Raw genomic sequence first — 26,545 nt, forward strand, 5'->3', positions numbered from 1 at the left:
TTCGCCGTTGAGGCGAACGCGTTGCGTCGAGGTCAGCCGCGACGCCTAGCTCCTGATCCCCGCCATCACCCCGAACCGGAAGCGCGCCGACTGCTCGGTACCGCTATCCCCCAGCGTTTGCGCCATGCGCATCGCCGACAGCAGTGCGAGCCCGGTGCCGAAGGTGAGCCCGTTGACGACGTCGTCCAGTGTCGGCAGGAGGTGCATGGGTGCATCCTGGCGGACGCCCGCGTCGGCCCCGGGAACGACGAGTGCGGGGTGGTGGAACAGGGGCGAGCGCTCCCATGCCGCCAGCAGTGCCTCGCCTTCGCCGAGGCGGGACGCCTTGCGCAGCAGGCGCAGCAGCGTGTCGACGTCGGGCGCGTCCGGCCCGAACAGGAAGCGCTCGACCGCGTCGCCCGAGAGCCGCTCGACCCACAGCGCGCGCAGGTGGCGATCCACGGTGGGGCGCAGCAGCGACAGCATCGGGCCGAACAGGTGCCCCTCGGCCAGGGTGACCAGTCCCAGGTGGTGCTCGATCACCTGGTTGTGCAGCGCGAGCGCCGGCGTGCCGCGGCGGGCCTGCGGCGCCGCGGGCAGGGCACGCGCCACCCACATCGCGATCTTGCGTGCGTGGTCGAGCGCGGGCTGGTGCGGCAGGGTCGGCGTGGGCCCCGCCGCCGCGGGGTCGGTCGTCCTCATGGCAGGGGTCCGCAGGCATCCACGGGCCGATGGTGCACGGGCCGGGGGCGGGTACGTCGTGACCGGCGTCGCGCGAGCGGCGGCTCTTGCCGGTGGCCACGCACTTGCGGGGTGCGTCGGGCCTGCAGCGCGGCCCGGGTGAGTCGGTGCGGGGTGCATATCCTGCGCGACGGCCGCGGCACTGCAAGCCGGCTCGCCATGCCGATGCGGCGTCGGGGCCGCGCTTCAGGGTCTGCGGCGCATCACGGTCACTGTCGCATTGCTGCAGGCACGCCGCCTTCGGCCAGTGCTCGGCCGAGAACCCACAGCGCGATTGCCGCGTCCGGATGACGCGGGTACGGGCGATGGCGTCGTGCCAGCCGAGCGCGTCGCCGCCGGTGGAGCACGGCACCGAAAACGGCGCCACAGGCGATGACCCGCGCGAGCGTGCGGCCGATCGCCTGCCCCGCGTGTTGCCCCGGGCCGCTACCTCGGGCTCGGGCGCGATGCAGCGCCGGGGGCGACGTCGTTCGCGCGTGCGGGATGGGTCGGACGGGCGTTCGTGCCGGGCGGTTCCGCCGGCCGCCCCGTTGGCGTGTCCTATGCAGTCTCGATCAGCGGCGCCAGGGTGCCGGGGCGCGCGAAGTAGTAGCCCTGCGCATGCGGCACGCCCGCGCGCGCGAGCGTTTCGGCCTGCGCGGCGGTCTCGACGCCTTCGGCGATCACGCCGGTGTGCGTCTGCGTCGCGAAGGCCATCACGCCGGTGAGCAGCGCCTGCTTGGCGAGGTCGACATCGATCGATTCGATCAGGCCGATGTCGAGCTTGATGAGATCGGGGGCGATCCGGAGCACGTGGCGCAGGCTCGAGTAGCCCGCGCCGACGTCGTCAATCGCGACACGCACGCCCAGGCTGCGCAGCGTGGCCAGCGCGGTGGTGAGGGCGTCGTAGTCGGCGACGGACGCATGTTCGGTGAGCTCGACGACCAGCCGTTTCGCATCCACCCGCGACACCATGGCGAGCAGTTGCGGCAACGCGAGCGTGGCGGCCGACGCATTCACGGCGAGGTAGGCATCGCGCGGCAGGCAGTCCAGCGCCCATAGCGCCCCGCGGATGGCCGCGAGCTCCATGTCGGGGCCGCAGCCGGCGTCCCAGGCCTCCTTGAACAGGCGCTCGGGCGGCAGCGCCCTGCCGTCCACCTCGGCGCGGGCAAGGGCCTCCACGCCGATCAGGCGCCGGGCGCCCACCTCGTAGATCGGCTGGAACACCATCGTCGGGCCACCGGACGCGAGGATCGACTCGACGTGAACGCGCCGCTGCCGTGCGAGCTGGACCGCGTGCGCGGCGCCGTCGAGCTGCTGCCCCAGGAGGCCGCCGAGAAAACGCAGGAAGGCGACATCGCGCGCGCAGTCCTCGGGGTTCGGGTCGAAGTTGACGCAGCACAGGGTGCCGAAGGCGCTGCCGTCGGTGAGCAGCACCGGCACGCCCATGTACGACTCGATGCCCAGCACGCGGGTGAGCGGGATGTCGCAGCTGATGGGGTTGGTGCGGGCGTCGTAGATCGCTTCGGGCAGCCGCCCGTTGAGCAGGCGATAGCAGTAGGAGTCCTCGAGGTCGAAGCGCATGCCGACGGGAAGCCCGGCGGCTTCGGCCTCGCCGTCGGCGGCCCGGATGAATTTGTCGCCGCCGACCATTTCGGCGAGAAAGCTCACGCGCGCCCCGAGGTAGTCGCGCGCGGAGGCGAGCACCCGCGCGACGAAGGCCCGGGAACCTGGATCGAGTTGGGCGTAGAGCGAGGGTTCGCGGTCCATGTGGCCTCCTCGTGGCATCGCCGGGCGTCCGCGCCCGGGAAACCCCGAGGCTACGCCGCACCCGCGGCCGATACCAACCCGCGATCGCACTGCCGGACGTACTGACGTGCTGGCGCGGAGGTGTACGGCCGACCCGCAGATGCGTGGCGTCCGCTTTCACGCATCGCACGTCGTGCATGCCTTCGCGCGGCGAGGGGCTCGGCGGTCGGCGGGCGGGCAGGGGACAACCGTGGCGGCAACGCCGGCGGCGCATGCGCGCGGCCGAGTCGCCGGCGGGGCGCGTGGGTCGTCCTGAACGGGGCGGCACGAAATCTGTGACAATGGCGACGTCGCTGGCGCACCCGCCTTCGGGTGCCGACTGCATGGGGATGCAGGCCGGCGGCGTCCACAGGGGATTTCCATGCTGAACCGTCTTTCCGGCCGGGCCGAGCGCCCGTGCAGCCGCGCGCCGCGTGCGTCCATCGCCATGCGCCATGTAGCGCACGTGCGTTCCGCCACGCTCGCCGTCCTCGGGGTGCTATGCGCCGGCACCGCACAGGCGCAGAGCTGCGCCGTGGGCGAGACCGCGCATGCCTTCAGCTACACCGGCGGTGAGCAGACGCTGGTCATCCCCGCGGGTGTGAGCTCGGCGACGGTGTATCTCAACGGTGCCCAGGGCAGTGCCGGGCGCAGCGGCGCCGGCACGGTCGGCGGCAGCCCGAACTCGCCGGGCGGCAGCGGCGGCCTCGGCGGCCGCGTGCGCGGCACGCTGGCGGTAACGCCCGGACAGACGATGTCCATCTGGGTCGGCGCGCAGGGCGTGCAGGCCGTGAATGGCGGCGGCGCCGGCGACGGCGCATTCGGCACCGGTGGCGGTGCCACCGACCTGCGCGTCGGCGGCAATGCGATCGGCAACCGTGTCGCGATCGCCGGCGGCGGCGGTGGCGGCGGCAATGCCGGGTGGAGCACGGCCAACGTGATCGCCGGTGGCAACGGCGGTGCCGGCGGCAGCGGCAACGGTACCGCCGGCGCCAATGTGCCGGGCGGCCCCGGCCCGTTCGGCGGGGGTGGCGGCGCCGTGGGTGTCGGCGGTGCAGGCGGCGGCGGGTGCGGCAGCTTTCCGGCGACGGCGGGCAATGCCGTCACCGGCAACGGCGGCACCGCCTTCAATTTCAGCGGCTCGTTCGCGGGTGCGGGCCGCGGCGGCGGCGGTGGCGGCGGCGCCACGATCGGTGCGGGCGGCGGTGGTGCCGGCGTCGGCACGACAGCCTGCCAGCAGAACTGGAACGGTGGCGGTGGCGGCGGCGCGGGCGGCAGCTCGAGCGCGAGCGGCCTGATGTCGCCGGTGCTCAGCAGTGGCGTGAACGCAGGCAACGGCTCGGCGCTGGTGTGCCTCGCGGCGTCTTCGCACGCGGTCGGCGGCACGGCCTCGGGGCACCAGGGCACGGTCACGCTCCAGCTGGATGCAACGGGGCCGTCGAGCGTCCAGCAGGTGGCCGTTCCTGCCGCCGCGAGCACGTTCCAGTTCGCCACGCGATTGCCGACCGGTGCGTCGTGGGCGGTGAGCGTGTCGAGTGCACCGCCGGGGCATGCCTGTGCCATCGCGCCCACCAGCGGCGCATCGATCGCGGCCGATGTCACCAACCTCGTGCTGACGTGCACGCGGGTGCCGACGGCGCCGACCATCGGCACCGCCACGCTCTCCGGCCCGGGACAGGCGTCGGTCTCGTTCACGCCGCCTGCCGATGACGGCGGCGCGGCGATCACCGGCTACCAGGTCACCTCGACGCCGGGCGGTCTTACCGCCAGCGGCACGGGCAGCCCGATCACGGTGACCGGGCTGGTCAACGGCACGAGCTACACCTTCGACGTTCGCGCCATCAACGCGGTCGGCACGGGCGCGGCATCGGCGCCGTCCAATGCAGTCACGCCGATGGGCACGCAGGCGATCACGGGTTTCGCAGCCACGCCGGCCGCGCCCGTGTACGCGCCCGGCGGTACGTTCACCCTGGCCGCCACGGGCGGCGCATCGGGCAATCCGGTGGTGTTCGCCACGACCACGGCCGCGATCTGCAGCGTGTCGGGCAACGTCGTCACCACGCTCGCCAGCGGGACCTGCTCGCTCACCGCCGACCAGGCCGGGAACGCGCAGTACACCGCGGCGCCGCAGGCCTCGCTCGACGTCGCCATCGCCGCGGCGCCCCAGGCGATCACCGGCTTCGTCGCGACGCCGTCGGCGCCGACGTACGCGCCCGGCGGAACGTTCACCGTGAGCGCAACGGGCGGTGCCTCCGGCAATCCCGTCGTGTTCGCGGCCACCACGCCGGCGGTCTGCAGCCTGGCCGGCACGACGGTGACGATGCTCGCGAGCGGCACCTGCAGCCTCACCGCGGAGCAGGCGGGCAATGCCCAGTACTCGGCGGCGCCGCAGGTCTCGCTCGACGTCGCCATCGGCGCGGCGGCGCAAGCGATCACCGGCTTCGTCGCGACGCCTTCGGCGCCGACGTATGCCCCCGGCGGCACGTTTACGGTTGCCGCGACGGGTGGCGCATCGGGCAACGCAGTCGTGTTCGCCACGACGACCCCGGCGGTCTGCAGCATGGCAGGCTCGACGGCCACCATGCTTTCGGCAGGGCTCTGCGCGATCACGGCGAACCAGGCCGGCAATGCGCAGTACGCGGCGGCGCCCCAGGCGACGCTCAACGTCAGCATCGGCGCCGCGGCGCAGGCGATCACCGGCTTCATGGCAACGCCCGCGGCGCCGACGTATGCACCTGGCGGCACGTTCACCGTGTCGGCGACCGGCGGTGCGTCCGGGAATCCCGTGGTCTTCGCCACCGCCACGCCCGCGGTCTGCAGCGTGTCCGGCTCGACGGTGACCACGCTCGCGGGCGGCAGCTGCCGCATCACGGCCGACCAGCCGGGCAATGCGCAGTACGCGGCGGCGCCGCAGGCATCGCTCGACGTCGCCATCGGCGCGGCGGCGCAGGCGATCACCGGCTTCGCCGCGAACCCCGCGGCACCGGTCTTCGTCTCCGGCGGCACGTTCGCCCTCAGCGCGAATGGTGGCGCCAGCGGCAATGCGGTGGTCTTCGCGACCGGCACGCCAGCGGTCTGCTCGATCAGCGGGACGACCGCGACCATGCTCGCCGCCGGCACCTGCCGCGTGACCGCCAACCAGACGGGCACCGCGCAGTACGCCGCAGCGCCGCAGGCGACGCTCGACGTCGCCATCGCCGCGGCCGCGCAGTCGATCACCGGCTTCGCGTCCACCGTCCCGTCTCCGGTCTATGCACCGAATGCCACGTTCGGCCTCGTCGCGACGGGCGGTGCCTCGACCAGTCCGGTCGTTTTCGCGTCGATCACGCCCGCCGTCTGCACCGTCAGCGGGAGCACGGTGACCATCATGGGCGCGGGCAGCTGCGTGCTGACCGCCGACCAGGCCGGCGACGCGAACCATGCCGCCGCGCCGCGCGCGACGCTGACCGTCGCCATCCAGGCGGCGGTGCCGGCCCTGGCATGGATCGCGCCGCTGCAGCGCACGGTGGGCGAGGGGAGCTTCGAGCTGCCCGTGCCGACCAGTCCGTCGGTGGGCGGCTTCACGTATGCCAGTAGCAACCCCGCCGTCGCGACGGTCAGCGGCCGCACCGTGACCGTGCTCGCGCCCGGGGTGACCACCCTCACCGCGACGCAGGCGGCGAATGGCAACTACGCCGCCTCCTCGGTGAGCACGACGCTCACCGTCAGCGGTCGACCGGATCCGACGCAGGATCCGTCGGTGATCCAGGGTGCGCAGGCGCAGGTCGATGCGAGCGTTCGCTTCGCGGGCGCGCAGCAGGCCAACATCCGCGACCGCCTGCGGCAGATCCGTGCGACCGAGGGCGAGCTCGCCGCGTCGCACCGCGTGGCGGTGCAGGCCGGCGATGTGAGCCTGACCGTGCCCCCAGGCACGGACGAGTCCGCTGCCGACGGCGGCTGGTCCGCGTGGTCCGCGGGCACGATCCTCTTCGGCCAGCGCGACCGCGACCTGCCGAGCCCGGGCTTCCGCATGCGGAGCGATGGCCTGACGCTCGGCATCGACCGTGCGCTCGGCGAGCGCAACGTGGTGGGCGTGGCAGCCGGCCTCGGCTGGTCCGACACGCGCTTCGACGATCGCCGCTCGGACGTCGACGGGCGGCAGCGCTCGCTCGCGATCTACGGCCTGTGGCGCATCACCGATGCCCTGCATGTCGACGGCGTGCTCGGTCGCGGTTGGCTGGACTTCGACGTCACGCGTTGGAGCAGCGTGGCGGGCGCACAGAGCCGTGCCGAGCGCACCGGCGACCAGACGTTCGTCTCGGTGGGCATGGGCTATGCGAAGCAGTCCGATGCGGGCACGGTGACCGGCTACGGGCGCTTCGACGGCAGCCGCAGCGAGCTCGACGGCTACCGTGAGTCCGGTCTGGGGATCTACGACCTCGACTACCGCGCGCAGACGGTCGAGAGCCGCACGCTCGCGGTCGGCCTCGAGGGCAGTCATCCCTTCGTGATGGGCACGCGCCCGGTGCGGCCGTTCTGGACGCTCGAGTTCCGCGACGCCCTGCGCAATGACGGGACGGCGGCGATGAACTACGCCGTCCAGCCGTCGTCAGCCGACTACGTGCTCGGCCTGCGGAGTTCGAACGCCGACACGTTCGCGGCGGGTGCGGGTTTCGATCTCCAGCTGGGCCCGCGCTGGCAGCTCTCGCTGCTCTACAACGTCGAGCACGGTGACGTGTTCTCGAACCGCACCCTCGCGCTGCGCCTCGTCTTCAGTGGCAGCCGCGGTGGCTCGGTCCAGACGTCGGAGACCGGGCCCTGACCGGCTGCCGTTCGCGGCCTCGCTGATGTGTCGAACGCGGTCGCGGCGACGGATGATCGTCGTCGCGCCGGATCGGGAAGACCCGAGCCGCGGCGCAGGGGCGTCGTCCCATGCCGCGGCGCGGCAATGAGAAGCTCCGCCCCGACCTGATGCTGTGTCCATGCTGTGCCGACAGGCCGCCTTCGGGCGGCCTGTTTCGTTCGGTCGCGTGGACGGCACGGACTTCACCGGGGCGGGCCGGGCGGAGCGCGATCGAGGGGCCGCGCATCGGTCGGGTCTGTCGGGGCAATCGAACCGCAGGCGGAGCGTGGCGGGCGCGGCCGGTGACCGGGCTGACCGGTCATCGAAGCCTTACGCGCGCCACCATGGTCCGGCGCCGGAGAGGCAAACGTGGCGCAGTGCGTCCGCCGCCGGCCTCACTCGGCTGCAGAGTCCACCGCGAGCGGTCGCACGTGCTGCAGGAGGCTCACCAGCGTGTGCCCCGGCTCTTCCCACGGGATCATGTGCGAGGCGTGCTCGAACCAGACGCCGTGCTTGGCGGGCGCCTGCACGCGCTGCAGCCAGGCGGCGGTCGGCGCCGACGGCGTGGTGTAGTCGTGCCGGCCCATGAACATCACCACGGGGATGGGGAAGCGCGTCACGCCGGTGAAGTCGACCTGCAGGAACTCGTCGAGCAGCCGGCCGAGGGTGAAGACGTTGCCGTCAAAGAAGGCCTTGCGGTCGGCGCAGTCGTATTCGGGCGAGAGCAGCGAGGCACCGAAGTAGTAGTTCGCCTCGCCGTCGCGGTAGGCGGTCATGCCGCCGTACTGCTGCGGCCACTTGCGGGCGGTGACGATGCGGTCGCGCGTGATCGGGCGGTCGCCGGGGTAGGGCGCGATGGATTCGAGTTCGGCGACAGCGATCCGGTCGCCGCGCTTCTTCGCCTCGGCCAGGCCGAACTCGAAGCTCAGGCGCTCGTTCTCGCGCGTGTTGATCACCTGCCCCATGCCGACGTAGGCATGGAAGAGGTCGGGGCGCGCGAGCGCGGCCTTCATGCCGACCACCGTGCCCCAGCTGTGCCCGACGAGGATCAGCTTCGACTTGCCGTATTTCGCGCGCAGGTGCTCGGCGACTTCGATCGCATCGTCGACGTAGCGCTGGAGGGTGAGCGTGCCGGCCACGGCCTGCGGGTCGTTGGCGCGATGCGTCTTGCCCGCGCCGCGCTGGTCGTAGTGCGCGACGGTGAAGTACTCCTCGAGCGGGCGCTGGAACTGCCAGTGGCTCGGCATGCTCGGCGAGGCCGGCCCGCCGTGCAGAAACAGGATCATCGGATTGGCGCGGTCCTCGCCACGCACGTTGATCGACTGCGCGATGCCGCCGATCGTCGCGGCGTAGGTGTCGTCGACGCCGTCGGGCGTGACGATGCGCTGCAGGTCCTGCACGACGGCGCGCGCACGGTCGTAGGACTCGCCCGACGGGCATTCGGCGGCGAGCGCGCTGCCGGCGGCAGCGAAGAGGGCGAGCGCAAGTGCGAGGCGGTGGGACACATCGGGACTTCCATGTGGACGCGGAAGAACTATACGGAGAGACGGGGATCGAGCGACGGGCGGTGGCAGGGACGGGGCGCCGATCCGCTTGCGGGTGGCCGCGCCGGCGCCGGTCGTGCACAACTCTGTAGGCGAGGTCGGAGTGCAGTGCACTGAGCGCGCGCCGTGACTGAGCACGCGTCGTGCAACGTCCCGGCCGATTCCGCATCGCGACCGTCTTCAAGCGCCCAATGCCGCCTCCAAGCGGCCTTGGGCGATGTTGCTGACGGCACATCCGGAGAAGCGCGCGACGACCGCTGCTTATGGGGAAAAGTCCGACGGCACAAGACGTCATCGCCCGACAGTTTGCGCGACGGGCCAGGCCGATCCTGTGGGGGCTGTAAAAGCGCCCTGGCCGCATGCCGCGCCAGGGCACCCCACTTCGCTACACCCGCAACGGAAGGATTCGAAGCCATGGAAACCAACATGCTGAGCGGTGCCGTCAACCCCTACGCGCTCACCGAAACCGTGCTGAGCAAGCGCATCGACTGGAACCGCGTGGAGCGGCCGATGGAGATCCTGGAGCGCACGCTGGAAACGCCCGCGGACGCCCTGTTCAACGGCGGCCGCGGCGCGCCGACCTTCGCGCTGCAGGCGCCGCTCAAGGCCGAAACCGCGGAGGCCGCGCGCGCCCCGCGCCTGCGCGAGCTGCGTGCGGACCTGCACCAGAACATCTCGCCGGCGCTGCGCACGCGCCTGGCCGAGATCCTCACGCCGAAGCTCCTGCCGCACCTGCAGGAGACGCAGTACGAGAATGCCAGCTGGACGGATCCCGGCGACTTCTTCGAGGAAGGCACGGAATTCGCCGACCCGGTGCAGGGCGCGGTGGGCGACTGCTGGCTGATCGCGGCGCTGGCGTCCGTCGCGATGAGCCGCCCGTACGCGATCCTGCAGCGCAACCGCACGACCGGGCCGGGGCAGGACGCCTTCGTCAACGCCATCGACCTGATCGACGCGGGCGCCGCCAAGCGCTTCGAAGTCAGCGAGCGCGTGCCCGTGGACACCGCCACCGGCCTGCCGCGCTTCGGACGCTCGGCGGAAGGCGGCGAAGTGTGGCCGGGCGTGTACGAGAAGGCCTTCGCGAAGCTCCGCTCGGGCAACCTCACCGACCAGCCGGACCTCCTGGTGCTGCATGCCGGCGACCCGGTGGATGCCTGCGCGCGACTGGTGCCCGGCACGACCGCGCACTACACGGCGACCCACGGCACCACCGCCGATGCGCTGTGGACGCAGCTGCGCGACAACTGCATCGCCACGCCGCAGCCCGCCGGGCCGATCGTGCCGATCTTCAACCGCGTCCGCAGCGGGCGCACGGTGAACCCGATGACGGCCTGGACGTACGCCAAGGCGGAGGACGCACCCGACAAGATCGCGTACGACGCCTCGACCGGCATCGTCGGCTGGCACGCGTATTCGGTGCTCGGCTGGATCACCCGCACGTCGGGCCTGTCCGTCCTCGGCCAGCCGCCGGCGATCGAGCGCTACATCGTGCTCCGCAATCCGTGGGGGCGGCACGAGGGTCGCGTCGATACTTTCAACGGCAGCTTCGCGTCCCATGAGGCCAGCTGGGTGCGCAACACGCCGCTGGGCACCGGCGGCGTGTTCGCGATGCGCATCGAGGCGTTCAAGAAGTACTACGCGGGCCTTGGCGTCGCGCGCTGACGCCGGGCGCGTCGGACACCGCTCGATCCCCGACAGCAGGCCGGCATCCTGGATGCCGGCCTGCTGCATTGCGTCGGCAAGGTCGCGATTCCTCATGCGGCATGGGGCGCCGTTTGCACTCGTACGCTTGGGTTTCCACAGCGCCGTCAAGTCGTATCGAACCGGCGCTCGGGTCGACATCAGCACCCGCGCCGCTCGCTAGTCCGCGTTCGCATTCGGATGCGTCGGCAGGCGCGAGGCCAGCGCGATCCGTCGCAAGGTGCATCCGCATCCGTCGTGATGCCGTAACTCCGGGGGCATGGCGACCTGCGGGCCTTCCGCATCGCCGCTGCACCGTCCCCCAAGGAGATCCGCATGAAGACATCCCTGATCGCACTCACGCTCGCTTGTACCGCCGCCCTGTCCCTCGCGGGCTGCGCGACGGGCGGTATGGATTCCTCTAGCTCGATGGCGTCCGCGGATGCGTCCGTATCCGCGTCCGCAGGTGCCAATCCGATGGTGGGCGGCGCGCCGATGCTGCGCACGCGCGACATCGTCGACAATGCGGTCAACTCGGCCGATCACACCACGCTGGTCGCTGCAGTGAAGGCCGCCGGCCTGGTCGACACGCTCAAGGGCAGCGGCCCGTTCACCGTGTTCGCGCCGACCAACGCCGCGTTCGCGAAGCTGCCCGCGGGCACCGTCGACACGCTGCTGCTGCCGAACAACAAGGCGATGCTGACGACCGTGCTCACCTACCACGTGGTGCCCGGCCGCATCGATGCCGCCGAACTCGCCTCGCGCATCCGCGCCGGCGGTGGCAGCGCGATGCTGAAGACGGCGCAGGGCGGCAGCCTCACGGCGCGCATGCGCGGCAGCGACGTCGTGATCGTGGATGCGAAGGGCGGTACGTCGGTCGTGACGACAGCGGACGTCTACCAGAGCAATGGCGTGATCCACGTCGTCGATACGGTGCTGATGCCGTAACGGATCGACCGGCGGCGCGGATGCGCCGCCGGTCCTGCCGGGCGACGGGCGATTGGCCTCGCGCCGGTGTCGCCTCCGCACACGATTCTGCTCCGTCCCGGCGGTGCGCATGTGCGCCATGCGCCCGCTGTTCCCAGTGGATGCGGAAGCGGGTCCGCATGCGTACGCAGCCGGGTCTACGAAATGGCGGTGTCGAGGGAGCTCATCGCTCTCGACACCGCCGCCGACGGTCGCGAAGGGTGATCACGGTGCTCGAGGCGCCGACGCCGGTCAGGCAAGCCGCGTGCGCCGCATCGCTCTGCGGGGTGTGCCTGTCTTCTGCTGTTCACGACCGTTCGACCGGGCCCGGCCTAGCGTTCGCTCCCCGCATCGGAGAGCACGCCCATGGCCAAGCGCATCGCCATCCTCGCCACCGACGGCTTCGAGCAGACCGAGCTGACCGGGCCCCGCGACGGGCTTCGGCAGGCGGGCTTCGAGGTGCTCGTCGTATCGCCCAAGGGCGGGCGCATCAAGGGCTGGGACGAGGACGACTGGGGCGACGAGGTGCAGGTCGACCTGGAGCTCGCGGACGCGAAGGCCGATGAGTTCGATGCACTCGTGCTGCCGGGTGGGCAGATCAATCCGGACAAGCTGCGCATCGACCCGGCGGCGGTCGACTTCGTGCGCGCGTTCGATCGCGCCGGTAAGCCGCTCGCCGCGATCTGCCATGCGCCGTGGTTGCTCGTCGAGGCGGCCGTGGTGGACGGCCGCGAGGTGACATCGTGGCCTTCGGTGCGCACGGACCTCACCAATGCCGGTGCGCGCTGGGCGGATCGCGAAGTGGTGGTCGATGGACACCTGATCACGAGCCGCAAGCCGGACGACGTACCGGCGTTCACACGTGCGATCGTCGACGCGCTGCGTTGAGGCGAAACGCCGGGCACGGCGTGATCGCGTGTTTCTGCCGGTGAACTCCGGCTACTAGAACGCGATCGGGCGCCTTCCTCGTGAGGCCGGCGCTTGGCCTCCTGCTGCATGCATCGCGCCTGCCTGAAGGCGGCTCGCGCCCGCGTCGTCCGCGGCGGATAGCCGTCGTTGCCCAGTGACCGGGAGCTGGCGGCTCGCGGCAATGCGCGCGACGGTCGTCAGGCCAAGTGACGCGTACAGCAGTCAGGACCTGCATCGGGATCGGAGCAGCGCTCGGTTCTCGCACCGCGGCGCGGCCAGGCCTGGTCAGGCCAACGTGCCCGCATTGGCCGGGCTCCGACAAGTTGCCGCTGCTGCCGCCACGCATGTAAGCTTTAGCAGACATACTGTCCGTCGGACCAGACACATGTTTCGCATCCTCATCGTCGTCATGGTCGGAATCGGGCTCGGCGTGCTGCTCGCCAGCGGCGCGGCGGTGTGGCCGCTGCGACCGGGGCTGGCCGGGGCATTGCTGATGGTCGCGGTGGCATTCGCGGTGCGGCGGCGCTGGGGCGTGCTCGCCGGCACGGCGCCGGGTTCGCCCGAACGAATGCTCTGGGTATCGCTGGTCGCCAATGCCGTCGTCGCGGCCCACCTGTTCGCCACGCTGTACCGCATTGGCCCCACGCTGGTGATGCATACCCCGGTGGTCGATGCGCTCGGCCAGGACAGCTGGACGCTGGTGGCAGGCGCGCTGCTGGCCTACTGGATCGTGCGCGACCCGTCGCCGCGCTCGGACGAGCGCGACCGCGCCATCGCGGCGCTCGGCCTGCGCGCGGCGCACTACGCGCTGCTCGCCGTGCTCGCGGTGCAGATCCTGACACTGGGCTTCGTGCACGGAGGTTGGGTGGCGCAACTGTCGCGGCCGACGATCGCCCACGCGCTGATCCTGGCTGTCATCGGCAGCGTGCTGGTCGACGCGATCGCGCGCCTGCATGCCTATGCACAGGACGCCGCGGCTGCCGAAGCCGAGGCGGACGGCGTTCCATGACCACCTCACCCGTCGGCACCCACCTGCGCAGGCTCCGCTTCGAGCATGGCGAGCTTTCGCAGGAGGCACTCGCGCGCCGCGTGGGCGTCACGCGCCAGACGATCATCGCGATCGAGGGCGGGCGCTATGCGCCGTCGCTGGAGCTCGCGATGCGGCTGGCGAGGGCATTCGGCCTCGGCGTCGACGACGTCTTCTTCTGGACCGGTACCGACGGCGACTGATCCGCGCGGTCGCCCCGTCATTTCCCTCATCGAACAAGGCGTCCGCCATGACCGCACGTGCGTTTCCGGCCGTACTCAAGATCCTGCTGTGGTTCGTCGGGATCGCGCTCGCGTTGCTGCTGGCCGGTGCCGCGTGGCTGGCCTGGCGGGTGTACAGCTTCGACACGCAGACGCCACCCGCGCGCCATGGACAGGTCGACGCGCGCCTGTATGCGCCGCCCGGGCCACCGCGGCCGCTGATCGTCGGCCTCGGTGGCGCGGAGGGTGGAAACAGCTGGGCGCGTGACCGGTGGCGTGCGCAACGCGATCGGTTCCAGACGCAGGGCTATGCATTCCTCGCACTGGGCTATTTCGGCCTGCCGAACACGCCGCAGAACCTGGATCGCATCGCGCTCGAGGGCGTGCAGGCCGCGATCCGCGACGCGCAATCTGATCCTTCGGTCAACAGTGACTGCATGATTCTGATGGGCGGCTCGAAGGGCGCCGAGCTCGCACTGGTGCTCGCCGCGCACGATCCCGGCATCGACGCGGTGGTCGCGATGGCCCCGGGCGATACCGTCTTCGCGGCGCATACCGACGCGATGAACACGTCCTCCTGGTCGTACCGTGGCAAGCCCGTGCCGTTCGCGCCGATCCCATGGGCGGCGACGCCGGACCTCATCGGCGGCGACATCCACGCGGTGATGGATCGCACGCTGGCAGGCGAGGCGGCCGCCGGTGCAGCGATCCCGGTCGAGCGGATCGGCGGCCCGATCCTCCTGGCCGCGGCCCGCGAGGACGAGATGTGGCCTTCGGTACGGATGTCGCGCCGCATGCTGCAACGCCTCGATGGCGCCGGGTTCCGCCACGCGCATGAGCTCTTGGTGGTCGACGGTGGACACGAGTCGGTCGCCGGGCACTTCGACCGAATCGAGTCCTTCCTTCGGGCGCATGTCGCGACGCGGCCGGGCTGTGCGCCGGTGCCTGCTTCGCGCGTCGGAGGAAGCCGCTGATCGCATCGCTGCAGGTGCAGGGCGACTTTAGCGGCCGGCAGCGTCGATCGCCTGCGACACTGGGCTGAACGCGGCGACCACGCATCGTCGCGGCTTGCACATGTCGAGCATCGCGCGGCTCGCGTGCATCAGGTGTCGACCGCCCGATGGAGAGACATCGGCGACGGGCCGGCTATCGCACTTCAGTCACGACTGCCGCGCGAGCGCTTGCCATCCTCGTGCGCCGCCGTGCGGCCCTGCGCGAACTCCGGGAACGTTTCCCCGATCGATGCGTGGTCCGGGAGGATGTAGAACACGCCGCCGCGCTTGAACGTCGGGCGGATGATGCGCTCGTAGAACTCGGGCGAGACGTTGATGCAGCCGTGCGTGATGCGGTTGTCGTCGGGCGTGGGCGAGGCGAGGCGCTCGGCGCGCTTCTCGGCCGGCGCTCCCGGTGGAATCGGATGGATGGAGACCGCGGAATCGTAGTCCACCCATAGGACGCGCCCGGCATCGACGGACGGACCGAATCCGCCTACGAAGCGCCCGGCCGGCGTCGTTCGATCGCGCCCGGGGATCTCGCGCAGCGCGAGCCCGGCGACGCCGGGCGCGGTGTGGTCACCGGTCGCCGAGCCGAGGAGCGTGGGCGCGGCGCCGCGAAGCCGACCGTCGCTGCCGAACACGAGGATTTGCGCGGACGCCTTGTCGATCACCGCGAACGGATAGCCCAGGCTGTCGTTCGCCGCGACGACCCAGCCTGCGAGCTCGACCACCGTGTCGGAGACGTCCTGGCCCGGTGGAAGCTGGTCGGCGGCCGTCGTCGCCTTCGTGCCGGAGTCCTTGGCGTGAGCCGTGTCGGCGCCCGCGAATGCAAGCATCAATACGCCGAACATCGTGCCGATCGCGGAATGGGTGCGCATACGGATAAGGCAGTTCCTCGAGACGTCGTGGCGAGGAACCGGTGGCCGACACGGCCACCGGCTCCGGCTCATCTCATGAATTGCAAAGGGTGCGATGGAGGATCAACCGCGCGGCCTGCGGCCCGGCGCGCTTTCGATCCGCTGGACGCGACCTTCGAGCTGATCCAGGCGCTGGTTCGCGCGCTGTGCGGACTGGTTGGCGGCTTCGGCGCTCTGGGCCGCGCCCTGTACGCGGGTGTCGATCTGATCGAGGCGCGAATTCACGGCGGCGAACTCGTCGTCGTACGTGGCGCATGCGGACAGGCTCAGGGCGATCATCGCCACGCCCAGCAGACGTGTCGTCGGCAGATATTGCTTCGTCATTCCAATCCTCCTTGCGTTGGGGGAGTCGGGAATATAACGACGTTTCCGAAGCGGCCATGAGCCGCGTACAGGTCGTGTTGGCATACGTCGACGTTGCGTGAAGACGGCGATACGCGTGAGTGTCGACGCATGGAACGATCGCGCGATCTCCGCCTTCATCGTAGCGATCGGCGGTGCTGCGTCGGTGCGCCTCAATCGCACGATGTATCGAGCGCTGCGTACTGGACGATGCGCTGTCGTGCGACTGCATCTTCTTCTGTGCGTCCAAGCGCCGCGTAACGTCGACGCTGTCGACGTCGGCAGCGAAGCAGTTCGCCTGATGGCGCACGACGTCGTGGCGCACGCGGCGCGCCTGCGCTCCGCGCTTCGAACGCGAGGGGCATGGCGAAAAGTCGAGGGCAGGATGGCTGAGCCCCCCTGCGCGACATAATCGCTCGCGATGACGCCGTCTCGCGTCCCGACGAGGACCCTGCGTGGCACGAGATCCCGATTTCGAAGTCGACGCGTGCGGGCTGCTCCGAGCGCTGGAGCTGCTCGGTGCGGGCCGGGACGCCGCGGAGAGCGGGGCACCGCTCCCGCCCACTCTTCCCGTGGAAGGCATCGGTCCGGATGCCGCGCTCGAGGTGCTCGCACCGGCGGTGCTGGGCAACGCAGCGCGACTGGATGCGCCGCACGCGTTCGCGCACATGGACCCGCCGACGCCCTGGCTCACCTGGGCGCTGACGCTCTGGAATGCACGCCTGAACCAGAACCTCCTGCATCCCGCGACGGCGCCGTTCGCGAGGAAGGCCGAAGCACTCGTCGTCGACTGGCTCGCACCCATGTTCGGCATGGACGGCGGCCACATGACGCCGGGCTCCACGATCTCCAACCTCACCGCTCTCTGGGCGGCGCGTGATGTCGCGGGTGCCACGCGTGTCGTCGCGTCCACGGCTTCGCACATGAGCATCGCGAAGTCCGCCAGACTGCTGGGGATGGGCTACGAGGAAGTGCCCGTGGATCGCGCCCAGCGTCTGGATGCCTCGCGATTGCCGGATCTCGCGAATGCCTGCCTGGTAGTGACGGCGGGCACGACGTCGGCTGGCGCGATCGATCCCCTGGACCTGTGCGGTCGCGCAGCGTGGACGCACGTCGACGCGGCGTGGGCGGGACCACTACGCCTGTCCGCGCGCCACGCATCGCGTCTCGACGGGATCGACCGCGCCGACTCGGTCGCCGTCTCGGCGCACAAATGGCTGTTCCAGCCAAAGGAATCGGCGCTGGTCTTCTTCCGCGACACCGCGCGCGCCAACACCGCGATCAGCTCGGGCGGCGCCTACCTCGCGGCGCCGAATGTCGGCGTGCTGGGCTCGCACGGGGCGGCGGCGGTGCCGCTGCTCGGGACGCTGCTCGCGTGGGGCCGCAGCGGAATCGCCGAACGGCTGGATCGATGCATGGCTGCCGCGGAACGCCTCGCCGTCGCGGTGCAGGCGGCGCCGGGCCTCGAGCTCTTCGCCGTGCCGCAGACCGGCGTCGTGCTGTTCCGCTCCGTGCAGGGCAGGGTGGATGAGATCGTGCGGCGCGCGCCGTCCGGCATGACGTCGACCACGATCGTCGACGGGGGAGAGTGGATCCGCTGCGTCGCCGCCAACCCGACCGTGCGGATCGACGACATCATCGATGCGCTCGTGCGTGCGTAGAGCGCGGTAGCCACGCGATTCGCCAATCGCCATCCGCTACCGGCGGGACTTGGAATGGCGCCGGCAGCGGCGCATGCCGGGCCGGTTCACCCGCAGCGGGCCAAGCAGCGCGGTTCGATCGTCCGAGCACGGCCGGCCTTCCAGGGCCGCTCCCCGCGTCACAGGCCTCAGCCGTCACGGCCGCGAACTTGCGCGAAGTCGACGCGCGTGGGTGGCAGGTGGGCGCGCTGTCCGCGGCGCGCGGCCTGCGCGGCGGTCCGTTTGACCGCCATCGACAGGACCTTCACAATAAATGCGAATCGTTCGCATCTGGAAGGCCCGTGACCCGTCGCCCCCTCGCTCTCGCCCTCGGCCTCAGTCTAACCATGGGTTGTCACCTCGACGCCCTCGGACAGGACACGCCTTCGCAGGGCACTACCGACACCCCCGACGAGCTGGACCGGGTCACCGTGACCGGTGCACGCACCGAGCGCGAGCTGCGCGACATCCCCACGGCGGTGTCGATCCTCGACGGCGAGACGCTGCGCGCGCAGCAGGCGGTGTCCACCGACATCCTGCGCGCGCTCGACGTGAGTGTGCCGGGGCTCAACCTTTCCACCGGCTCGCGCTCGCAGTGCCTGATCAACATCCGCGGCCGCAATCCGAGCTTCCAGATCAACGGCGTGCCGGCGAACCAGGACCTGCGGCCGTCGAACTGCAATTCGGCGTTCCAGCTCAGCCCGTTCGCGATCGAGCGCGTGGAAGTGGTGCGCGGCGCGACGGCCCTGTTCGGCGCGGGTGCACCGGGCGGCATCGTCAACCTGATTACACGGCGTGCCACCAGCGCCGAGCCCGAGATCGACGTGGCCGCGCAGGTGAGCGCGAACACGAGCAAGTTCTCCGGCACCACGCGTACCGAGCTCTACAGCGGCGTGGGCCAGGACCGCGGCGGCGTCGACTACTACGTGGGCCTGGGCTACCAGAACGCCGAGGGCGCACGCGATCCCAACGGGGACTACATCCCCGCCACGGCGTTCGAGAGCATGGGCCTCAACGGCTCGGTCGGCGTGGAACTCAGCGACAGCGTTCGACTGCGCGCGACGGCCACTGCATACCGCGAGGATCCGGGCCAGGAATACAACGTCGATGGCGCGGAGGTGGACGCAGGCGTCGCCTTCCCGCGCGTGATCGCCGTGCAGTCGAACCCGTTCCGTCGCGAGAGCTTCGATCGGCAGCACACGCTGGCGGTCTCACTCGAGGCCGACCGCTTGGCGGGCCATCGCCTGTTCGCCACGGCGTTCTGGCAGGACCAGACCTTCCGCCAGCGCGCGAACTTCCAGGACGCGAACGGCGGTGCGCCGGACTTCTTCAGTGACGATCGTGACAACTCGACCGCGGGCCTGCGCCTGACGCTCGCGCGTGATTTCTCGGTCGCAGGCTCGGCGCTCGAGATCGAGTACGGCGTGGACCACCAGCGCAACCGGCTCATCCGCCTGCAGCTCGATCCCACTCATCCGCGTCGCGTGATCGGCTTCATCGCACCCGAGGTCACGCTCGACACCACCGGCGTGTTCGCGCAGGCGAACTGGTCGCTGGGCCGCACGCGGATCACCGGCGGCCTGCGCAAGGAGTTCTACCGCGGCGAGATCGGCACCGAGCGCGCCTTCGAAGGCTTGCCGGGCACCGGCACGCCCGGCGACTTCCGCGACGAGGAGCTGCTGCTCGGCAATTTGGGCGTGATCTTCGATCTGCTGCCGCGCTTCCAGCTGTATGCGAGCTACAACCAGGGCGCGGAGATCACGCAGCTCGGGCGTGCGGCGCGTCGTGCCACCAATCCCGGGCTCATCAGCCCGGAGCCCGCCGTGTCGGACCAGTGGGAGGTCGGCGCGCGCGGCCGGCTCGGTCCCGTCGACATGACGGTCGCGGCGTTCTATTCGGAGTCCGAGGCGGCGTCCCTGCTGCAGGCGGACCCGAGCTGTGCCGGGCAGTCGTTCTGCCCGTTAATCCCGCTCCGCGTGCCGCAGCGCGTCCATGGCGTGGAAGCCACCGCGCACTGGGACGCATCGCCGCAGTGGGGCTTCGGCGGCGTGTTCACGTGGCAGGAGGGCGAGATCTACAACCAGGCGCTCGGGCGCTTCATCCCGTTCGCGTCCGACACGGTATCGCCCACGCGGCTCACCGCCTACGCCGACTGGTTCTCGGGCAGTGCGCTGTCCGCGCGCTTGCAGGGCACCTACATCGCGGCGACGGACTTCTTCTCGACGTCGGAGCAGTCGCTCGGCTTCGTGGAGACGCCCTCGGTATTCGTCGCCGACGCCACCATCGCGTTCGAGACGGGGCGCGGGCAGGTGGTGGTGGGCGTTGCGAACCTTCTGGATCGCCGCTACGAGAACACGACGGCATCGGCTTCCGGCTTCGTGCCTACGCTCGCCGAGGGCCGCCGGCTGACGCTCGGCTATCGCGCGAGGTTCTGAGGCGCCCATGGACGGCGCCGCCCGGGTTTCCCTCTCGAGCGAGGATGCGAGGCCGGACCACGCGGCCACCGCTCGCGCGCAGCGCCGCGGCTTTACGCTGCGGCCGCTGTGGGTGCTCGTGCATCGCTGGGCGGGGCTGAGCCTTGCGCTGTTTCTCGCGCTGGCCGGGCTTACCGGAATGCTGCTCGCGTTCTACGAGGAACTGCACGCGGCGACTGCGGACTGGGTCGAGGTCGAACCGCCGCATCCGGGCGCGAAGCTGCTCGACCCCGGTGCGCTCCTGCGCTCGGCGGAGCGTGCCGTACCCGAGGCGCGTATCGACCGCATGACGCTGTCGGCGACGCCCGGGCATGCCTGGGTCTATTTCCCGGCGCCACGCGGCGATGCCCCGCTGGGCTTCGACGAGGTCGCGATCGATCCCTACACCGGGCGCGAGGTGCATCGCGGCACGTCGGCCGACCTGTCCGAAGGCATGCACCAGCTGATGCCGTTCGTGTTCGCGCTGCACTACGAGCTGGCGCTCGGAGAGTGGGGCGCCTGGCTGCTGGGCATCGTTTCGCTGGTGTGGACGCTCGACTGCCTGGTCGGCTTCTACCTCACGCTCCCGCCGGCGCGCTGGAGCTGGGCATCGTGGCGCAAGGCATGGCGCGTGCGGCTGCCGCCGCGCAATGCGGTCTCGCTGCATTTCGACTGGCATCGTGCGAGCGGGCTGTGGCTGTGGCCGATCCTGCTGGTGTTCGCGTGGTCGAGCGTGGGCTTCAACCTGCGAGGGGCGTACACGCCGGTGATGTCGGCGCTGGGCTACCGCGATGTGTTCGCACAACTGCCCGACCGACCAGCCCCCGCCGATTACCGGCCGGACTGGGACGCGCGACTGGTGCAGGCGCGCGCACTCGTGCGCGAACTCGGCGCGCGGCAGGGCTTCCACGTGGTGGCGGAGGACGCACTGGGGTTCCGGCGTGGCGCGAGCGCGTTCGAGTACCGGTTCACCGCGTCCGATGACCTGCCGTCGAAGCGTCCGCAGTCGCGGATGTTCTTCGACATGGAGTCGGGCCGGATCGTCGCGCTCAAGCGTGCGCGCGGCGACGTCAGCGGGCAGGGGCTGGACGACTGGCTGGTGGGCCTGCACATCGCATCGGTCGGTGGCCGCGCGTGGCAGATCGCCGTGGTGGTGATCGGCCTCGCCACGTGCCTGCTCTCGGTGACCGGCGTCTACCTGTGGTGGCGCAAGCGCGGCGCGCGACGGGCGCGCGCGCACTGAGCGCGGCGCGGAGGATCCCGGCGCGGCCCGTGCCACGCGCGATGCATGTCATCGGCTTTCCGGTCTTCCGGCAGAAGTTCGCTCACCGCGCGGGCGACGTACACGCCGGAACCCGGGCTAGCGGACGCAGCTCGCGGAACGAGACCGGCGTCGATCCCAGGATGTCGCGGAGCCGTTTACGTTCGACTTTCCACCGCGCGCTGCGGTCGACTGCATCGCGCCAAGTCAGGCCAAGTCGACCGGCGCGTCCGCAAGCCGCGCGCGTTCGCGCTTGGCCGCATACATCGCGCGGTCGGCGCAGGCGATGAGCGACTCCGGGTCCCGCGCATCGGCAGGGAAGGCGGCGATGCCGATGCTCGCGACCAGCGCGAGCGGGACGCCCTCGAGCACGATGGGGCGCCGCAGGTGCGCGCGCATCGCATCGGCGACAGCGCGTGCGCCCGCGGTGTCGCAGCCGGGCAGGAGGGCCATGAATTCGTCGCCGCCGATGCGCGCCACGGTGTCGCCCTGGCGGAGGCCGGCCTGGAACCGGCGCGCCGCCTCCGTGAGCACGCGGTCGCCGGCGGGGTGGCCATGGACATCGTTGATCGCCTTGAAGCCGTCGAGGTCGATGTAGAGAACGGCAAGGGGTGTGGCACGGTCCGCCGCATCCGCGACGGCGCGTACCAGCAGCTCGTGCAGGCGTCGCCGGTTGGGCAGGCCAGTGAGCATGTCGTGGTTCGCGAGGTCTTCAAGCTCCTGCTCGACGCGCCGCAGCTCGCTCACGTCGCGGGCGACGCCGACGCGCACGCCGTACGCGGGAAGCCACTGCGCCGACCAGAGCAGGTCGACGGCGTGGCCGTCGCGGTGCAGGTAGCGGTTGCGGAAATGGCGCTGCCCGCGGCCGTCCATCAGCCGCGCCGCCTGCTGGCGCGTGGCGTCGCGGTCGTCGGGGTGGACGAGGTCGAACACCGGGTGCCCAGCAGGGCCGCGCGCGGATACCCGAGCATCCGCTCGAACGCGGCGCTTGCGTACAGCAGCACGCCGTCCGGATCCACGACGCAGACCGCGTCGGGCATCAGGTCGAGCAGTTCGACGAGCGGAGGCGACTCGGCAGCCATTCGAGACCTTAACGGCGCGCAGGCCTGCGGGTGTAGACGCGGAGAAATGCGGGCGGCGGCAAGCAGGCGATGCACGTCTCGCGAATGTGTGGAGGGCACAGCGGTCGTGTCCCCGGTGCCGTGCACAAGGGTGTGGATTGGGGCACCCCCAGGGCCTATCCCTGACGATCGGCCTACAGACACTGGGTGTACTACATCACTACGCTACCAATACGAATTCTGGAGCGGGGTGGGACATGGGTGTCGAACTGGTGCTTGAGTCGGTCGGGTACGCGTATCCGGGCGGCCACCGCGCGGTGGACGGGGTCGACATGCGGCTGGGCTCGGGGGTACTGGGGCTGCTCGGCCCGAACGGGGCCGGCAAGTCGAGCCTGATGCGGCTGCTGGCCACGCTCACGCGTCCCACGAGCGGCCGGGTGACCTGGCGCGGCGAGGACATCGCGCACCGGCCCGACCCGCTGCGTGCCGAGCTCGGCTACCTGCCGCAGGATTTCGGCGTCTACGACGCGCTCTCGGCCCGGGAGTTCCTCGCCTTCCTCGCCGCGGTGAAGGGCCTGCCGTCGAAGGCGGTGGGCGAGCGCGTGGCCCAGTGCCTCGCGCAGGTCGGGCTCGGCGACGCCGCGGACCGTCGCCTGGGCGGCTTTTCGGGCGGCATGCGCCAGCGCGTGGGCATCGCGCAGGCGCTGCTCAACGACCCGCGCCTGCTCATCGTCGACGAACCCACCGTCGGCCTCGACCCGGAGGAACGCGCGCGCTTCCGCCACCTCCTCGCCGAACTCGCGGCCGACCGGCTGGTGATCCTGTCCACGCACATCGTCTCCGATATCGAGGCGAGTGCGGGCGAGATCGCGGTGCTCGCCGGCGGCCGGCTCCGCTTCCACGGCACGCCCGAGGCGCTCATGGCCGACGCCGCCGGTCGCGTCTGGCAGTGGACGGTGCCCTCCGAGCAGCTGGCGGACGTACGCGCCGCGCATCGCATCAGCCGTGCGCAGCGCCGCAGCCATGGCGTCGAAGTGCGCGTGGTGGGCGAGCGCGCGCCGTCGAACGATGCCGAGGCCGTCGCGCCGGACCTCGAGGACGCCTACCTGTGGCGCCTGCACCGTGCGGAGCTCGCCGCATGAGCGCGCCGCGCATCGTCGCCGCCATCGCGATAGCGGACCTGCGCCAGCGCCTGCGCGCGCCGCGCACCTGGCTGCTGCTCGCCGGGCTGGCGGCGCTGTCGTGGTGGAGCTTTCCGCCCGTCGATGCCGACTACCTCACCGTCTCCTTCGGCCAGGGCGCGCGCGCACGCTATTCGAGCGCGTGGGTCGGCCTGGTGATCGCGTCGATCTACGGCGCGCTGCTCTCGCTGGCGGGGTTCTACGTGGTGCGTGGCACGGTGGTGCGTGACTTCGATACCGGCGTCTGGCAGTTGCTGGTGGCCACACCGATGCACCGCGCGGGCTACCTCGCGGCCAAGTGGCTGAGCCACCTCGCATTGTTCGGACTGATGCTCGCCGCCGGCATGGCGACGGGTGTGGTCGCGCAGTTCGTGCGCGGCGAGGTCCCCGTGTTCGACGCGCTGGAGCTGGTGAAGCCGGTCGTGCTGGTCGCGTTGCCGGCGCTCGCGCTCACCGCGACGTTCGCGGTCTGGTTCGACCTCGTGCCGTGGCTGCGCCGCAGCGCGGGCAACGTCGCCTATTTCTTTGTGTGGACCTTCCTGCTCGCGACGAACATCGCGCGCGGCGAGCACGGCGGCGGCTGGCCGGGCGATCCGCAGGGCATGCTCGCGGTGGAATCGGCGCTGTCGAAGCATGCCGCGGCCACCGGCGCGGGCCTCGGGGGTGGCGGCCTGAGCGTCGGCACGCAGGCGCTGGAAGGCAAGGCGCCGCTCCTGTTCGACTGGACGCAGTGGAACGTCGGCGCCGACCTGCTGGCCGCACGCGGGCTGTGGATCGCGATCGCAGTCGTCGCGCTGCTCGCGGCGGCGCCCTTGCTCGACCGCTTCGCAGCGCAGCGCGCCGGGGCGCGGGCGGCATCGACCGAGGGCCGTCGCCTGCGCCTGCTCGACATCCTGCTCGCGCCGCTGCGCCGCAGCGCCTTCGGCGCGCTCGTGAGCGCCGAGGTGCAACTCGCGCTGAGGCCGCGTCGCCGGCGCTGGTTCGTCGCGATGGGCGCCGTGTACGTGGCGCAGGCCGTCGCGCCGGAGAAGGGGCTGGTCGCGGCGGTTCTCGCAGGTTGGCTGCTGTCGATGGATGTCTTCGGTCGCGCGGTGCTGCGCGAGCTCGACACGCGTACCGGCGCCCTGGTGTTCACGGCGTCCGGCATGCGCAGCCGCCTGCTGGGCGCGCGCGTGATCGTCGCGGTCGGTCTGGCCTGGACGGTGACGGCGCCGGCGATCGTCCGGTTCGCGGTGCAGTCACCCGCGGCCGCGCTCGCGCTTCTGGTGACCGGCGCGTCGATCGCGCTGTGGGGCCTCGCGCTCGGCGCGCTGTTCCGCAATGCCCGCCCGTTCGAGCTCGTGCTGGTCGCGAGCGCCTACGTGAGCCTGCAGGGCGCTCTGGTGCTCAACGCGGTGGTCGACCCGGGCGCCACGCTCGCCGGGCACGCGCTCGCATTGCCGGTCGCGGTGGGGATGCTGTTCGCCGCGTGGCGCCCGCTGTCCGGCCAGGTGCGCTAGGTCCGCGGTAGGACGGGGATCGTCTCCGGATCGCGTCATCGTCTCGCGTCGGGCGGGGCCGACCCGCTGCGACCGCCCGGGCGTCGCATGTGTCAACCCGGCCACGGGATTGCCCGGCGCGACCTGCGACACTGTGCGCCCCCCGCCGCCCTCCCGCGTGGCGATCGGAGCGCGGTGAAGACCCCTGCCAGCCTGCAGACGCTGATCGACGACGGCGTCATCGACGAAGTGCTCAGGCCGCTGAAGAGCGGCAAGGAAGCCGCGGTGTACGTGGTGCGCGCGGGCGACGACGTGCGCTGCGCGAAGGTCTACAAGGACATGGCGCAGCGCAGCTTCAAGCAGCGCGTGCAGTACCAGGAAGGCCGCAAGGTGCGCGGCAGCCGCGAGTCGCGCGCGATCGCGAGCGCGAGCAAGTACGGCAAGAAGCAGCAGGAGACCGCATGGAAGAACACGGAGGTCGACGCGCTGTACCTGCTGCGCGACGCCGGCGTGCGTGTGCCCACGCCCTACGGCTATTTCCACGGCGTGCTGGTGATGGAGCTGGTCACGGATGCTGATGGTTATTCCGCGCCGCGCCTCGGCGAGGTCGAGCTCAGCGGCGACCAGGCGCGCGAGTTCCATGCCGTGCTGGTGCGGCAGGTCGTGCGCATGCTGTGCTGCGGCCTGATCCACGGCGACCTGTCCGAGTACAACGTGCTGGTCGGCCCCGACGGCCCCGTCGTCATCGACTTCCCGCAGGTGGTGAGCGCCGCGGGCAACAACGCCGCGCGCACCATGCTGCTGCGCGACGTCAACAACCTCACCGCGAGCCTCGGCCGCTGGGCGCCCGAGCTGCTCGATACCTGGTTCGGCGAGGAGATGTGGGCGCTGTACGAAGCCGGCGACCTGCAACCGGACACGCCGCTCACCGGGCGCTTCACGCCGGACCTGCGCCGTGTGGACCTCGACAGCGTGCGCGAGGCCATCAACGACGCCCGCGAGCTCGCGCTGATCCGGCAGCAGGGGCGCGAGGCGCAGGACGAGGACTGATCGCCCTGCGCGGCTGGCCAGCGCGTCGATGGACGACCGACATCGCCACCTGCGGACCGGCCGCGCTAGTCTTCGCCCTGCGAAAGCAGGGAGGAAGGGATGAACAACACTGTCGTCGGTCTGGTGACGCCGCATCTGCTGCGGGTCGTCGACCTGGCCAATCAGGCGGAGAAGGGCATCAACGTCGACTGGCACGTGCGCGACGCCGTGTCGAAGTCGATGGCCGACATGCGTGATCTCTGGAATGCATCCGCGCTGGTGTCCTCCTATGTCGAGGGACTGGCGTCGGCGGTGGCGCAGGCGCCCGCGTCGCGCCCGGACTACCTCCGGGTTCTGCGCGCCGCGCTCGCGGACGCGCGTGCGCTCGGGCGGGGCTGAGCGCAGAGCGATGCGTTCCGACACCGCGGCGGTGCGGACGCCGATCGCCTGAGGGCGTCGCAGAGCAGGCGCAGGCCGCGATCGCGCCGAAAGG

General features: G+C 71.2%; 20 protein-coding genes. 14 read left to right on the plus strand and 6 right to left on the minus strand.

The genetic code is table 11. From position 1 onward, the window contains the following. Nucleotides 1-45: 45 nt before the first annotated feature. Nucleotides 46-681, minus strand: a complete 636-nt coding sequence (locus tag ACYVJJ_RS08605) for a hypothetical protein (RefSeq protein WP_460832730.1) — start codon at nt 679-681, stop codon at nt 46-48. Between the two features lie 579 nt (nt 682-1,260). Then, on the minus strand, nt 1,261-2,469 hold the full coding sequence (locus tag ACYVJJ_RS08610) for a sensor domain-containing phosphodiesterase (protein WP_460832732.1): 1,209 nt from the start codon (nt 2,467-2,469) through the stop codon (nt 1,261-1,263). A gap of 400 nt (nt 2,470-2,869) precedes the next feature. On the opposite strand from ACYVJJ_RS08610, the gene ACYVJJ_RS08615 reads away from it, so the two are divergent. Then, nucleotides 2,870-7,288, plus strand: coding sequence for an autotransporter domain-containing protein (locus tag ACYVJJ_RS08615; protein ID WP_460832734.1), 4,419 nt, complete (start codon nt 2,870-2,872; stop codon nt 7,286-7,288). Between the two features lie 416 nt (nt 7,289-7,704). On the opposite strand, the gene ACYVJJ_RS08620 is transcribed toward ACYVJJ_RS08615, so the two are convergent. Continuing rightward, nucleotides 7,705-8,814, minus strand: coding sequence for an alpha/beta fold hydrolase (locus tag ACYVJJ_RS08620; RefSeq protein WP_460832736.1), 1,110 nt, complete (start codon nt 8,812-8,814; stop codon nt 7,705-7,707). A 453-nt stretch (nt 8,815-9,267) separates the two neighbouring features. Here ACYVJJ_RS08620 and ACYVJJ_RS08625 point away from each other — a divergent pair, with 453 nt between their 5' ends. The 6 genes from ACYVJJ_RS08625 to ACYVJJ_RS08650 all read left to right on the plus strand — a co-directional run bounded on the left by ACYVJJ_RS08625 (nt 9,268) and on the right by ACYVJJ_RS08650 (nt 14,630). After that, complete coding sequence (locus ACYVJJ_RS08625; RefSeq protein ID WP_460832738.1) at nt 9,268-10,515, plus strand: C2 family cysteine protease; 1,248 nt, start codon at nt 9,268-9,270, stop codon at nt 10,513-10,515. A 429-nt stretch (nt 10,516-10,944) separates the two neighbouring features. Beyond that, nucleotides 10,945-11,481: a fasciclin domain-containing protein gene (locus tag ACYVJJ_RS08630; protein ID WP_460833352.1), complete on the plus strand. Its 537-nt coding sequence runs from the start codon at nt 10,945-10,947 to the stop codon at nt 11,479-11,481. A 384-nt stretch (nt 11,482-11,865) separates the two neighbouring features. After that, nucleotides 11,866-12,387 carry a type 1 glutamine amidotransferase domain-containing protein gene (locus tag ACYVJJ_RS08635; RefSeq protein ID WP_460832740.1) on the plus strand — a complete coding sequence of 174 codons (522 nt, stop codon included), beginning with the start codon at nt 11,866-11,868 and terminating at the stop codon, nt 12,385-12,387. A gap of 406 nt (nt 12,388-12,793) precedes the next feature. Then, nucleotides 12,794-13,417: a hypothetical protein gene (locus ACYVJJ_RS08640; protein WP_460832741.1), complete on the plus strand. Its 624-nt coding sequence runs from the start codon at nt 12,794-12,796 to the stop codon at nt 13,415-13,417. Continuing rightward, nucleotides 13,414-13,638 (plus strand): helix-turn-helix transcriptional regulator, encoded by a 225-nt coding sequence (locus ACYVJJ_RS08645; protein ID WP_460832743.1) that lies wholly within the window; start codon nt 13,414-13,416, stop codon nt 13,636-13,638. The genes ACYVJJ_RS08640 and ACYVJJ_RS08645 overlap by 4 nt, the downstream gene beginning before the upstream one ends. Nucleotides 13,639-13,685: 47 nt before the next feature. Beyond that, nucleotides 13,686-14,630, plus strand: coding sequence for an alpha/beta hydrolase family protein (locus ACYVJJ_RS08650; RefSeq protein ID WP_460832744.1), 945 nt, complete (start codon nt 13,686-13,688; stop codon nt 14,628-14,630). Between the two features lie 182 nt (nt 14,631-14,812). On the opposite strand, the gene ACYVJJ_RS08655 is transcribed toward ACYVJJ_RS08650, so the two are convergent. Beyond that, complete coding sequence (locus ACYVJJ_RS08655) at nt 14,813-15,529, minus strand: hypothetical protein (protein ID WP_460832746.1); 717 nt, start codon at nt 15,527-15,529, stop codon at nt 14,813-14,815. A 102-nt stretch (nt 15,530-15,631) separates the two neighbouring features. Further along, complete coding sequence (locus tag ACYVJJ_RS08660; RefSeq protein WP_460833353.1) at nt 15,632-15,892, minus strand: hypothetical protein; 261 nt, start codon at nt 15,890-15,892, stop codon at nt 15,632-15,634. A 473-nt stretch (nt 15,893-16,365) separates the two neighbouring features. Here ACYVJJ_RS08660 and ACYVJJ_RS08665 point away from each other — a divergent pair, with 473 nt between their 5' ends. The 3 genes from ACYVJJ_RS08665 to ACYVJJ_RS08675 all read left to right on the plus strand — a co-directional run bounded on the left by ACYVJJ_RS08665 (nt 16,366) and on the right by ACYVJJ_RS08675 (nt 21,285). After that, entirely contained in the window at nt 16,366-17,571 is a 1,206-nt protein-coding gene (locus ACYVJJ_RS08665) for a pyridoxal phosphate-dependent decarboxylase family protein (protein ID WP_460832748.1), read from the plus strand. Nucleotides 17,572-17,891: 320 nt separating this feature from the next. Beyond that, entirely contained in the window at nt 17,892-20,024 is a 2,133-nt protein-coding gene (locus tag ACYVJJ_RS08670) for a TonB-dependent receptor (RefSeq protein ID WP_460832750.1), read from the plus strand. 7 nt (nt 20,025-20,031) lie between these two features. Continuing rightward, nucleotides 20,032-21,285 carry a PepSY-associated TM helix domain-containing protein gene (locus tag ACYVJJ_RS08675; protein WP_460832752.1) on the plus strand — a complete coding sequence of 418 codons (1,254 nt, stop codon included), beginning with the start codon at nt 20,032-20,034 and terminating at the stop codon, nt 21,283-21,285. Nucleotides 21,286-21,510: 225 nt separating this feature from the next. Here ACYVJJ_RS08675 and ACYVJJ_RS08680 read toward each other — a convergent pair whose 3' ends face one another. Next, nucleotides 21,511-22,554, minus strand: a complete 1,044-nt coding sequence (locus ACYVJJ_RS08680; protein ID WP_460833355.1) for a diguanylate cyclase domain-containing protein — start codon at nt 22,552-22,554, stop codon at nt 21,511-21,513. Nucleotides 22,555-22,621: 67 nt separating this feature from the next. Between ACYVJJ_RS08680 and ACYVJJ_RS08685 the strand changes: the two genes are divergently transcribed. The 4 genes from ACYVJJ_RS08685 to ACYVJJ_RS08700 all read left to right on the plus strand — a co-directional run bounded on the left by ACYVJJ_RS08685 (nt 22,622) and on the right by ACYVJJ_RS08700 (nt 26,451). Then, entirely contained in the window at nt 22,622-23,506 is an 885-nt protein-coding gene (locus ACYVJJ_RS08685) for an ABC transporter ATP-binding protein (RefSeq protein ID WP_460832754.1), read from the plus strand. Next, nucleotides 23,503-25,044: an ABC transporter permease gene (locus ACYVJJ_RS08690; RefSeq protein ID WP_460832756.1), complete on the plus strand. Its 1,542-nt coding sequence runs from the start codon at nt 23,503-23,505 to the stop codon at nt 25,042-25,044. The genes ACYVJJ_RS08685 and ACYVJJ_RS08690 overlap by 4 nt, the downstream gene beginning before the upstream one ends. Nucleotides 25,045-25,218: 174 nt before the next feature. Beyond that, a complete protein-coding gene (locus ACYVJJ_RS08695; RefSeq protein WP_460832758.1) occupies nt 25,219-26,073 on the plus strand; it encodes a PA4780 family RIO1-like protein kinase in 855 nt (284 codons plus the stop codon). Between the two features lie 99 nt (nt 26,074-26,172). Further along, nucleotides 26,173-26,451: a hypothetical protein gene (locus ACYVJJ_RS08700; protein WP_460832759.1), complete on the plus strand. Its 279-nt coding sequence runs from the start codon at nt 26,173-26,175 to the stop codon at nt 26,449-26,451. Nucleotides 26,452-26,545 lie beyond the last annotated feature (94 nt).

Source organism: Lysobacter humi (ex Lee et al. 2017) (assembly GCF_054781815.1).